General features: G+C 64.6%; 10 protein-coding genes and 1 pseudogene. 5 read left to right on the forward strand and 6 right to left on the reverse strand.

What is annotated here, in order from left to right; all coding sequences use genetic code 11:
* The 6 genes and pseudogenes from VMA74_RS15910 to gshB form a co-directional block, all read right to left on the reverse strand.
* A pseudogene (locus tag VMA74_RS15910) lies at positions 1-466 on the reverse strand (hypothetical protein); the annotation flags it as partial.
* Positions 467-683: 217 nt separating this feature from the next.
* Positions 684-1,610 carry an aspartate carbamoyltransferase catalytic subunit gene (locus VMA74_RS15915; protein WP_325368699.1) on the reverse strand — a complete coding sequence of 309 codons (927 nt, stop codon included), beginning with the start codon at positions 1,608-1,610 and terminating at the stop codon, positions 684-686.
* Positions 1,611-1,634: 24 nt separating this feature from the next.
* Positions 1,635-2,057: a Holliday junction resolvase RuvX gene (gene ruvX, locus VMA74_RS15920; protein ID WP_325368701.1), complete on the reverse strand. Its 423-nt coding sequence runs from the start codon at positions 2,055-2,057 to the stop codon at positions 1,635-1,637.
* Positions 2,054-2,632 carry a YqgE/AlgH family protein gene (locus tag VMA74_RS15925; RefSeq protein WP_325368703.1) on the reverse strand — a complete coding sequence of 193 codons (579 nt, stop codon included), beginning with the start codon at positions 2,630-2,632 and terminating at the stop codon, positions 2,054-2,056. Before VMA74_RS15925 ends, ruvX begins: the two co-directional genes overlap by 4 nt.
* A 133-nt stretch (positions 2,633-2,765) precedes the next feature.
* Entirely contained in the window at positions 2,766-3,629 is an 864-nt protein-coding gene (locus VMA74_RS15930; protein WP_325368705.1) for an energy transducer TonB, read from the reverse strand.
* Complete coding sequence (gshB, locus tag VMA74_RS15935) at positions 3,626-4,594, reverse strand: glutathione synthase (RefSeq protein WP_325368707.1); 969 nt, start codon at positions 4,592-4,594, stop codon at positions 3,626-3,628. Before gshB ends, VMA74_RS15930 begins: the two co-directional genes overlap by 4 nt.
* A gap of 396 nt (positions 4,595-4,990) precedes the next feature.
* Between gshB and pilG the strand changes: the two genes are divergently transcribed.
* The 5 genes from pilG to VMA74_RS15960 form a co-directional block, all read left to right on the forward strand.
* A complete protein-coding gene (gene pilG, locus VMA74_RS15940; RefSeq protein ID WP_414649622.1) occupies positions 4,991-5,350 on the forward strand; it encodes a twitching motility response regulator PilG in 360 nt (119 codons plus the stop codon).
* 32 nt (positions 5,351-5,382) lie between these two features.
* Complete coding sequence (locus tag VMA74_RS15945) at positions 5,383-5,754, forward strand: response regulator (RefSeq protein WP_325368710.1); 372 nt, start codon at positions 5,383-5,385, stop codon at positions 5,752-5,754.
* Positions 5,755-5,761: 7 nt separating this feature from the next.
* Positions 5,762-6,310, forward strand: coding sequence for a chemotaxis protein CheW (locus VMA74_RS15950; RefSeq protein ID WP_325368712.1), 549 nt, complete (start codon positions 5,762-5,764; stop codon positions 6,308-6,310).
* 111 nt (positions 6,311-6,421) lie between these two features.
* Positions 6,422-8,455, forward strand: a complete 2,034-nt coding sequence (locus VMA74_RS15955) for a methyl-accepting chemotaxis protein (RefSeq protein ID WP_325368714.1) — start codon at positions 6,422-6,424, stop codon at positions 8,453-8,455.
* 79 nt (positions 8,456-8,534) lie between these two features.
* The coding region (locus tag VMA74_RS15960; RefSeq protein WP_325368716.1) for an Hpt domain-containing protein at positions 8,535-11,349 on the forward strand (2,815 nt) is incomplete at its 3' end.

The raw sequence follows: 11,349 nt of genomic DNA on the forward strand, positions 1-11,349 counted from the left end.
CCAGTGTGACGGTCTCGAACTTCTTGCCGTAGTCGTTCTGGATCTTGCTGACGAAACCGTCGAATGCCTTCGCATCGCTCAGTTCCATGCGCAACACCGGCGACAGGCCCAGGCCATAGAGCGCCATGTAACCCTTGGGATTGACGCCGGTCTCCTGGATCACTTGCTCTGCCGTCTTGCCGTCGAATTCGGTGGCTACCGTACGCAGGTACTTGGCCATGTCCGGATCTTTGTCGGCGAGCTGGTCGGCCTGCGTCTTCAGCTGCTGGACCTGCGCAGGCATTTCCGCATCGACCTGGGCCAGGATCGCCTGGCGCGTCGCGTCGTCCAGCACATCCAGATTGGCCATTACGTAAGGGGTATCCGCCGGCACGAAGGCCAGGGGGGCATCCTTGTCTTTGTGCGAGCAGGCGGCCAGCAGCAAGCCGGAAAACGCCAGCGCCAGCACGCGCTTGGTTCTACGCATAAATCATCCCCGGGGGTGTCGTATTTAACCGCGGCATTATGCCTGCTTTGGCGTGCGGCCGCTGTGGTGGCATGAAGCCAGTGGCGGAACGTGTAGGTTGGCGGTGAGCCCCGGACTTGATCCGGGGCGAACCCCGACATCGCCATCTGCATGGCAACGCTGGGGTTCGCATGCGCTCACCGCCAAGCTACGCGGGCTCGGCCCGCGGGGTAAAGCGTCAACGCGCCAGCATCTCGCCCAGCACGGCCATGCGCACGAACACGCCGTTGCCCACTTGTTCGAGGATGCGCGACTGCGGGCCATCGGCCACTTCCGGGGCGATCTCGATGCCGCGGTTGATCGGGCCCGGGTGCATCACCAGGCAGCCGCGTGCGGCCAGTGCCAGGCGGCGGCTGTCCAGGCCGTATTCGCGAAAATAAGCCGCTTCGTTCGGCAATTCGATGGTTGCCATGCGTTCCTTCTGCAAGCGCAGCGTGATTGCCACGTCGGCGCCTTCGATCGCCTGGTCGAAGTTGTCGTAGAACTTGCAGGTCGAAAACTCTTGCTGGTCGGGCATGAGGGAGGCCGGGCCGCACAGGCGGATTTCCTTCGCGCCCAGCTTGCTGAAGGCGTGCACGTCGGAGCGCGCCACGCGCGAATGTTTGACATCCCCGCAGATCACCACGGTGAGCTGGCTGAAATCCGGCCGATGCTGGCGGATGGTCAATGCATCGAGCAATCCTTGCGTGGGATGCGCGCGGTTGCCGTCGCCGGCGTTGACCACCGACACGCCGCTCATCGCATGGCGCACCAGTTCATCCGGCGTGCCGGACACTTTGTGGCGTACGATGATGGCGTCGAGGTGCATCGCTTCCAGCGTATGCAAGGTATCGAACAGCTCTTCACCCTTGGCGGTGGAAGAGAAGCCGATGTCGAAGTTGATCACGTCCGCACCCAGCCGGCGCGCCGCCAGCTCGAACGACGTACGGGTACGCGTGGACGGTTCGAAAAACAGGTTGAGGATGGTACGCCCGTTGAGCAGGTCCAGCTTGCGCGTGCCGTGTGCGCAGGCGTCGCGCATGGTGATGGCACGGTCCAGCAGCCGCTCGATGCAATCGCGCGGCAGGTTTTCGAGCGTGGTGAGGTGGCGCAGGCGTGAGAACATGGCGAGTGTCTTTAGGTGTTGTTGTTATGCGGCTTCATGCAACCAGCGTTCGAGGATGACCGCCGCGGCTTCGGCGTCGAGCTGTACGGCGTCGCGGCGGCGTTTCAAACCTGCGGCGCGTGCTTGCGCGAAACGCTCCGCAGCTTCGAGGGAGCTGTGGCGTTCGTCCACCATCGCCACCGGCATGCGATAACGTTCGCGCAGGCGCTCGGCGAAGCGGCGCGCACGTTTGCTGGCTGCCTGTTCTTCGCCATCCAGTGTAAGTGGCAGACCTACCACGAAGCTGTCGGGCAGCCATTCGCTGCGCAATGCATCGAGCGCTGCCCAGTCGGGCGCGTCCTCGCGCATGGCGATGGTGGCCACGGCGCGTGCGCTGGCCGTGACACGGTTGCCGACTGCGACGCCGATAAGCTTGCTGCCGACGTCGAAGCCGAGCACGCAACTCATGCGTGGCCTGCGTAGCCGGGGAGTTGCAGCGGGTCGATGCCGACCAGGCCGGCGGCGGCGCTCCAGCGCTCTTCCAGAGGCGTATGAAAAACCACGCGTTCATTGCCTTCGGCGGTGAGCCAGGTGTTGTCCTTCAGCTCTTGCTCCAGCTGGCCGGCGCCCCAGCCCGAGTAGCCCAGCGTCATCAAGGCCAGGCGCGGACCTTCGCCGGCAGCCATCGCCACCAGGATGTCGCGCGAGGTGGTCACGGACCAATCGTCGTTGATGCGATAGCTCGACTCCCAGTGGCCGTGCTCGCGATGCAGCACGAAGCCGCGTTCCTGTTGCACCGGGCCGCCGATCAGCACCGGTGCGTCGGCCAGGTCTTGATCGCTGCAAGGAAGTTTCATCTGGGCCAGTACGTCGCCGAAACGATATTCGGAGAGCTGGTTGATCAGCAGGCCTACCGCGCCGTCCTCGTCGTGCTGGCAGATGAAGGCCACGCCGCGCGAAAACGGCGGCTCGGTCAAGCTGGGCATGGCGATCAGGAACTGGCCCGCGAGGGACTGGGGAGACTGGGTCTGCATGGTGGCCATTGTATGCGCTGTGCGGGGTGGCGTCTGCGGCAAACAAGTGGAGCAGGACCTTGGCAGTATCGCGCCTGATGGTGTTAGCGCGGCGTTATTGAATGCGTGTTTCGCCTCTCCCAAAAAGGAGAGGGCTGCAAAATCACCGTGTCTTCAGCACGTCGCCGGGCTGAAATTGCCAAGTGCGGGTGATGTAGAGAATGTCCACCTTTTCCTTGTTGTCCGGCGGCAGTGGCGGGAACGGGGCACACAGCTTCACGATGGCGATGGCTGCCTTGTCGATGACGCTGTAGCCGGAGCTTTGCGTCACGTCGATGCTGTAAAGGCTGCCGTCCCGGTTCAGGCCGACGGTAAGAATAACGTCGCCGTGCAGGTGCTGCTCGCGCGCCTGCTGCGGGTAGTTCAGATTGCCAATGCGCTCGATGCGGTCCACCCAGCCGCGCATGTAGGCGGCGTAGGCGTATTCCTTGGTGTTGGCCGAGATGAACTTCTTGTGCGGTCGCTTGGCATAGGCCTGGGATTGCCGCCGGACTTCGGCGGCCAGCTGCGCGGCCTCCTGGGCCAGGCGCGCTTCATCGGCGGTGTCCTGGGTGTCGCGGGCGTCCTTGGCGCTGTCGCTGGTGACGCTGAAATTGGCCGGTCCGGTCGTGGTCAGCATGCGCTGCTCGGTGGCCTGTTGCGGCGCGGGCGTTGCGGCGGTGACCGGCTGCAGTGCGGTGCCCTGACTGGGGATGGGTAGCAAGCCGGAATAGGGTTGGGACGGTCGCTGCGCCTTATCGCTTTCGCCGCCGCCCTTGTTGTTGGCCTGGGCCAGGAAGTCGGCCTTGTCGGGGGCTTCGTTGTTGGCAACGTTCACCAGCGTCACGTCCAGCGTCGGCAGCGCCGGGCGCGTCGCCACATAGCTCACGCCGATGCCGAACAGCAGCAGGCCATGCACCAGCAGCGAGAAAACGAAGGTGGCCCCGATCTTGTTGTCGCCGGGACGGCGGGCTACAGCAGCATTCACGCGAGGGTCGGCCTGGCTTCTAAGGCGTCGAACAACATTCCCGCGATATTAAGCCCGAATTGTTTGTCCAGTTCGCGCGCGCAGGTCGGCGATGTGACGTTGATCTCGGTCAGATAATCGCCGATCACATCCAGCCCGACGAAGCGCAAGCCGCGGCGGCGCAACTCGGGGCCGACTTCCGCCGCGATCCAGCGGTCGCGGTCGGAAAGGGGGACACCTTCGCCACGTCCGCCGGCCGCCAGGTTGCCGCGGAATTCGTCGCCCTGCGGAATGCGCGCAAGGGCATAAGGCACCGGTTCGCCATCGATCATCAGGATGCGCTTGTCGCCCGCGCTGATCTGCGGGATGAACTTTTGCGCCACCGTGAACTGGCGGCCCTGGCCGTGCGAATCCCCTTGCACCAGCGTTTCCAGCATGGAGTTGAGGTTCTTGTCACCCGCCTGAACGCGGAAGATGCCGCGTCCACCCATGCCGTCCAGCGGCTTGAGCACCGCATCGCCGTGTTCGGCCACGAAACGGCGCAGCTCGATCGGGTCGCGCGCCACCAGGGTCGGCGCCATGCACTGCGGAAAGTGCAGGGCGAACACCTTCTCGTTGCAATCGCGCAGCGCGCGCGGGTCGTTCACCACCTGCACGCCAGCGTGCTGGGCCACGTCCATCACCAAAGTGTCATAAACGAACTGGGGATCGACCGGCGGGTCCTTGCGCAGCAGTACCGTGTCCAGCTCACGCAGATCGGTCCATTGCGCGTCACCCAGGCTGTACCAGCCGGCCGGATCTTCCTGCACGCGCAAGGGGCGCAGCCTGGCCCAGGGGGTGCCGTCGCGCAGCGCCAGGTCGCCCTGTTCCATGTAGTAGAGCCGATGGCTGCGGCGCTGGGCTTCCAGCAGCAGGGCGAAGGTGGTGTCCTTGGCGATCTTGATGCTGCCGATGGGATCCATCAGCACGGCGACCGAGCGGGGCATGGCGGTTCCGTTGGCGAGTGGGGCGTGCATGTTCGCCGAGGTGGTCGGAGGCCACAAGGGTCCGCAGGCGCAATTGGGCAGCGCAGGGACACTGGTTTGTCAGAAGGTGCCGCGGTGGGTCTTCTTTCACATTTGTGTTCGCGGTTTTGGTGATAAGCCCCCCCGCCACAACGTTTTTTCCTTGACGGAAGACCGCTCAGGCAGTAAACAGCAACGACGGAGTGCCCGACGTAGATCGGACACCGAAGAGAAAGGTTGAGCAGGAATTTTTCATCCGCGTCCGGTGCGTGGCCCATTTGCTGCTTATCGGATGACGTACCTGAGCCTGGGGCAGGCAGCAGGGGGGGTTAAGTGAACTTGAATGTAGCTACGAACGGCCTGGCTGGTCTGAAGGTCATGGTGATCGATGACTCCAAGACCATCCGCCGCACGGCGGAAACCTTGCTGAAGAAAGAAGGATGCGAGGTGCTTACCGCCGTCGACGGCTTCGAGGCGCTGGCCAAGATCTCGGACCAGAAACCGGCCATCATCTTCGTGGACATCATGATGCCGCGACTGGATGGCTATCAGACGTGCGCGCTCATCAAGAACAATCCGCAATTCCGTGCGACGCCGGTGATCATGCTGAGCTCGAAGGACGGTTTGTTCGACAAGGCGCGTGGCCGCATTGTCGGTGCTGAGCAGTACCTCACCAAGCCGTTCACCCGCGATGAACTGCTGGGTGCCATCCACCGACATGTCGCCAGTACGGTTTAAGGCCAGTGAACATACGCTCTGAAGGGGGAGCCGTGGCCAACATTCTCATCATTGACGATTCGCCTACCGACGTGCGTGTGTTTTCCACCATGCTCGAACGGGCGGGTCATCGCGTCGACTCCTGCAACAACGCCGAGGACGGCATCGAACGCGTGCGCACCACGCGGCCGGACCTCGTCATCATGGACGTCATCATGCCGGGCATGAACGGCTTTCAGGCCACGCGCACGCTTACGCGCGACCCGGCCACTGCCGATGTGCCGATCGTGATCATCACCACCAAGTCGATGGAAACCGATCGCGTGTGGGGCATGCGCCAGGGCGCCAAGGCCTTCATCACCAAGCCGGTGAATGAAAAGGATCTGCTGGCATGCATCAACGAGTTGCTGCCGAAAGCGGCATGAGGTGGGCATGAACGCAACCGCCGCCGCGCAGACGCCCTTCGAGATCCTGGCCCGCTACGAGCGGCTGTCGCTGGCGCATGCGTCCGGCACGCAGGAGCGCTTCGAGGCGCCGGGCCTGTGGCGCGGCATCGGTTATCGCGCCGGCAACACCCTATTGGTGAGCGCCATCGACGAGATCAACGAATTGCTGGCCGTGCCGCCGCTCACCCCGGTGCCCGGCACCAAGCCGTGGTTGCTGGGCGTGGCCAACGTACGCGGCAACCTGATGCCGGTGGTCGACATGGCGCGCTTCCTGTTCAGCGAGCGCACGCAGCACTCCGAACGCGCGCGCCTGCTGGTGGTGCGCCAGGGCGGCGGCAGCGTGGCGCTGCTGGTGGACGAAGTCTTCGGTCAGCGCACGGTGGACGCGGAACAGCGCCGCGACGCCGAGCGCGAGGACGATCCGCGCCTGTCCCGCTTCGTCGAGGATCGGGTGGAAGTGGATGGGCAGCGCCTGGCGCTGTTCAGCATGGGCCGGCTGGTTCGCGCGCCCGATTTTCGCCAAGCGGCCGCCTGATGATGCGCGGCTGGCCGGCGCGAGTGACGCCCGGAGCAGGGCTAAGGGCTTCGGAAATTCTTGACCGGCGCGCCAACGTGCCGGGTGCAGTAGACGGATGAGGTGAAGAGCATGAGCACTACAGGGGGCGTCGGCAAGGAACGGGGATATACCATCCTGATCGTCTTGCTGGTGGTTTCGATCGGCTTCGCGGCCGTCGACTTCGTATTACTCAACCTCAAGAACGGCGAAGACCGCCAGGCGATTGCGTTGACCACGCAGATCCAGGTGCTCTCGCAGCAGACGGCCAAGTACGCGCTGGAAGCTTCCGGCGGTAACGCCGATTCGTTTGCCGAGCTTGAGAACGCACGTGACACCATCGATTCGGCCGTACAGCGCCTGGTCAATGGCGACACCAAGACCGGCATGAAGCCGTATGCCGACAAGAACGCCACGCCTACCGGCCGTGCCGTCAGCAAGCTGGCCGACTCCTGGAAGCAGCTGGACGGCGACATCGGCAGGATCCTGTCCAACAAGGCGGTGGTGCTGGATTCCTCGCAGCGTGCGGACGATTTGTCCAAGCAGTTGCCGCTGCTCAATTCCGACATGGAGCAGGTGGTCAACATCCTGCAGCAGCGCAAGGGCAGCAGCGCGGACGAAATGCTCGGCGCCTCCCGCCAGATGTTGCTGGCCGACCGTATCATCCGCCGCGTGCAGGAAGTGCTGCAGGGCGGCGAATCGGCGCAGGCGTCTGCCGACGGCCTGTCGCGTGACGCGCAGAGCTACGGCGAAGTGCTGCAGGGCCTGCTGCAAGGCAACCAGAGCATGGGCGTGCAGGAGCTCAGCGACGCCAACGGCCGCAAGATTCTTTCGCAGATGCAGGGTGACTGGGGCAAGTTGAACGACCCGATCGCCAAGCTGGTGGCCGCTGCCAACAACCTGGCCGAAGTGAAGAACGCCGGCAACCAGGCCTCGCTGGATTCGCAGAACGTGCTGCTGCGCGCGAACGACCTGTCCGAACAGATCGGCCAGCTGCCGGTGCGCCGCCTGTTTCCCAACGTGGGCTGGGGCGTGGTCGGTGCGCTGGGTGCGGTGGCCTTCGCCGTATTGCTGGTGTTCCAGCTGGTGACCGACCAGCGTCGCCGCTTCCGCGAAAGTACCGAACTCAACCAGCGTAACCAGGAGGCCATCATGCGCCTGCTGGACGAAATGGGCTCGCTCGCCGAAGGTGACCTCACCGTCAAGACCACCGTGTCCGAAGACATCACGGGTGCCATTGCCGACTCGGTGAACTACGCCATCGACGAGTTGCGCACCCTGGTGACGACGATCAACGAGACCTCCGAGCAGGTGTCGTCCTCGGCGCAGGAAACGCAGACCACCGCGCGCCATCTGGCCGACGCGGCGAAAGCGCAGGCGCACCGCATCAGCACGGCGACCACCGCGATCAACCAGATCGCCAGCTCCATGGACGACGTGTCGAAGAACTCCGCCGAATCGGCCGACGTGGCCGAACGCTCGGTGCAAATCGCCTCGCGCGGCGCCGAAGTGGTGCGCGAAACGATCTCCGGCATGGACTCGATCCGCGACCAGATCCAGGAAACCTCCAAGCGCATCAAGCGCCTGGGCGAATCCTCACAGGAAATCGGCTCCATCGTGGAACTGATCAACGACATTGCCGAGCAGACCAATATCCTCGCCTTGAACGCCGCCATCCAGGCGGCCTCGGCGGGTGAAGCAGGCCGCGGCTTCGCGGTGGTCGCGGACGAAGTGCAGCGCCTCGCGGAACGCTCCGCGAGCGCCACGAAGCGAATCGAAACGCTGGTGCAGACGATTCAGTCCGACACCAACGAAGCGGTGAGCTCGATGGAACAGACCACCTCCGAAGTGGTGGCCGGTGCCCGCAAGGCCGAGGACGCCGGCAGCGCACTGGGCGACATCGAGCGCGTCTCGCACGACTTGTCCGCACTGATTCAGAACATCTCCGCCGCGGCGCGTCAGCAGTCGATCGCCGCGACGGATATTTCGCAATCCATGAACGCGATTCAGGAAATCACCTCGCAGACGTCGCAAGGCGCAAGCCAGACGGCCGACTCGATTGGTTACCTGGCGCAACTGGCTAGCGATCTGCGCCGTTCGGTGGCGCACTTCAAGTTGCCGGGTTGAGAGTGATACCGCATATCTACAAGAGGGCAACCTCGACGGTTGTGTGTGGCGCCATGAGCGCAGCCGCTGAGGGGGGCGTATGAGACTTCAAGACCACATCGATTTCACCACGCTCCAATGGGTCAAGCCCGAGCTTGACGAAACGCTTGCGCTCGCGCGACAGGCGCTCGAGTCCTACGTGGACAATCCCGGCGAGCGCGAGGTCATGCGCCAGTGCGCCGACAACCTGCACCAGGTGCAGGGCACCTTGCGCATGGTCGAGCTCTACGGCGCCGCGATGGTCGCCGAAGAGATGGAAACACTGTCCATTTCGCTGCTCGAAGACCACATCCGCAATCGCGAAGACGCCTACGCCGCACTGATGCGCGGGCTGATGCAGCTGCCCGATTACCTGGAACGCCTTTCCAGCGGCCACCGCGATGTACCGGTGGTATTGCTGCCGCTGCTCAACGAACTGCGCGCCAGCCGCGAGCAGGAAGCGCTGAGCGAAGCGGCGTTGTTCACGCCCAATCTCGAAGCCGCCCTTCCGCCGCCGGTGCCGGCCGCCGCCGGCCCGATCGACGTCCAGCGCCGCAAGAGCGACATCAATGAACTGCGCCTGCGCTTCCAGCAGCAGTTGCTGGCCTGGTTCCGCGGGCAGGGCGGTTCGCAGCAGCTTGCCGGCATGCGCAACACGCTTCTGGCGATTGCCGCCCGCTGCAGCACCGTGCCCGGCCGCCGCTTGTGGTGGATCACCGCCGGTGTGCTGGAAGGCCTCGACCAGGGCATGCTCAAGAGCCATGCCGCCGACGTACGCCAGCTGATCGGCAAGGTCGATCGCTGCATCCGCCAGCTGATCGAGCAAGGCGAAGAAGGTTTGCAAGGTGGCGATGCCGACGACCTGGCGCGCAAGCTGCTCTACATCGTGGCGCAGGCCAAGCAACGCAGTCCGCAAATGGAGCAGCTGGCGCAGACGTATAGCCTCGACAGCTTGATGCCCGATGCGACCGAGGTCGAGCATGCGCGCGGCTCGATGGCCGGCCACAACCGTGCGCTGCTCGATTCCGTGGCGCGCGCGCTGAAGGACGACCTGCTGCGCGTGAAGGAAGCGCTGGACCTGTTCCTGCGCCAGAGCGATGGCGATCCGGCGCAGCTCGGCGCGCAAGTCGAAGTGCTGGAGCGCGTCGGCGACACGCTAGGCATGCTTGCGCTCAATGTGCCGCGTCGCGTGGTGAACGAACAGCGCCGCGTGCTGGAAGAAGTCGCCGGCCGGCTGCGCAGCCCAGACGAAGAATCGCTACTCGACGTGGCCGGCGCGCTGCTCTATGTGGAAGCCTCGCTGGACGACCACATCGAAAGCCTCGGCGCGGAAACCCCGCCGGAGGAAGAACACAAGGTCGCCATGCTGCCGCGCAGCGAGGCGCGGCACATTCTTGCCACGCTGATGAGCGAAGCCGTCGGCAACACCGGCAAGGTGAAGAACGGCATCGTCGCCTTCGTCGAATCCGGCTGGCAGCACCAGCAACTCGACGGCATGCCGGCGTTGATGGACGAAGTGGCCGGCGCGATGCGCATGCTGTCGTCGCCGCGCTCGGCGCAGATTGCCGAAGGCGTGGGCCGCTTCATCGGCAACGAACTGTGCATCGACAAGCGCATTCCCAGCAGCGCGCAGATGGACCAGCTCGCCGATGCGCTGGCCGCGTTGGAGTACTACCTGGAAGCCGCGCGCGAACATCGCGGCGGCCTCGATCACGTACTGGATGTGGCCGAGCACAGCCTGGGTGGCCTGGGGTACTGGCCGCCGCCGCTGCCCAAGGCGGCGCCGGAAACCGTGCGCGAAGCGGCTGCCCCGGCGCCCGCGCCGGTAGAAGCGTTCGCAGCTGCGTCCGAACCGGCCGTCGGCGAACCGGCGCTGAGCGAATCGGTCACCGTCGCGCACGGCGAAGACGCCAGCGCGCTCTTCGTCGGCAGCAGCGAAACGCCTGCACCGATCGCGCACGACATCACCGGCCTGCATCTGGTCGAAACCGAAGCGCTTACGCATGCGCCGATCGTCAACGAAGGCGAAGACTGGGTCGAGATCGAAGAGGAAGTCGAAGAGCAGGTGTCCGGCGTCGATCCGCTGGCCGCCAATGCCGGCTTCCAGGCCAGCACCGAAGGCATTGACGACGACATCCGCGACATCTTCCTGGAAGAAATGCAGGAAGAGATCAACAACCTGCGCCAGGCACAGCAAGCGTGGATGATCGATCCCACGCAGATTGCCGCACTGACGCCGATCCGCCGTTCCTTCCACACACTCAAGGGTTCCGGCCGCCTGGTCGGCGCCAGCGTGCTGGGCGAATTCGCCTGGCGCGTGGAGAACATGCTCAACCGCGTGCTGGATGGCACCATCCAGCCGCACGCTGGCGTGCAGACGGTGGTCGGCCATGCCATCGAAGCCTTGCCGTCGCTGTGTTCGATGCTGAAGGACGGCACCGTACCCATGGCGCCGCTTACCGGCATCATGCAAGCGGCCGATCATCTTGCCGCTGGCGAACAAGCCACCGTCGAGCAGTTCGCCACCAGCGGCACCCAGACCGTGCGCCGCGTGGTGCGCCGACGTGTGCCGCGTGTGTCGGCCGACGCGATCCCGACCGCCGCGCACACCGATCATTCGGTCGCCGCCGCACAGCCGGTCCATACACCGGCGCCCACCGTCGAAGCGTTCGAAGCACCGGTGCTGCCGCCGGTCGATCCGGTACTGCTGGAGATCCTGCGCAGCGAAGTGGCGCAATACCTGCAGACCATCCGCAACGCGGTGACCTTTGCGCAGGGCGAGCTGCCGGTCGAGGACAGCCTGTTGCGTGCCGTGCACACGCTGCACGGCGCGATCGCAATGGTCGATATCCCGCTGCTCATCCAACTGCTGTCGC

Source organism: Dyella sp., assembly GCF_035508675.1.
Taxonomy (GTDB): Bacteria; Pseudomonadota; Gammaproteobacteria; order Xanthomonadales; family Rhodanobacteraceae; genus Dyella_B.

Excerpts from the sequence above, each read along its gene's own strand:
- VMA74_RS15955 (WP_325368714.1), top strand. The coding sequence starts at position 6,422 with ATGAGCACTACAGGGGGCGTCGGCAAGGAACGGGGATATACCATCCTG.
- gshB (WP_325368707.1), bottom strand. The coding sequence starts at position 4,594 with ATGCCCCGCTCGGTCGCCGTGCTGATGGATCCCATCGGCAGCATCAAG.
- ruvX (WP_325368701.1), bottom strand. The coding sequence starts at position 2,057 with ATGAGTTGCGTGCTCGGCTTCGACGTCGGCAGCAAGCTTATCGGCGTC.
- VMA74_RS15925 (WP_325368703.1), bottom strand. The coding sequence starts at position 2,632 with ATGGCCACCATGCAGACCCAGTCTCCCCAGTCCCTCGCGGGCCAGTTC.
- pilG (WP_414649622.1), top strand. The coding sequence starts at position 4,991 with ATGGTGATCGATGACTCCAAGACCATCCGCCGCACGGCGGAAACCTTG.
- VMA74_RS15950 (WP_325368712.1), top strand. The coding sequence starts at position 5,762 with ATGAACGCAACCGCCGCCGCGCAGACGCCCTTCGAGATCCTGGCCCGC.
- VMA74_RS15915 (WP_325368699.1), bottom strand. The coding sequence starts at position 1,610 with ATGTTCTCACGCCTGCGCCACCTCACCACGCTCGAAAACCTGCCGCGC.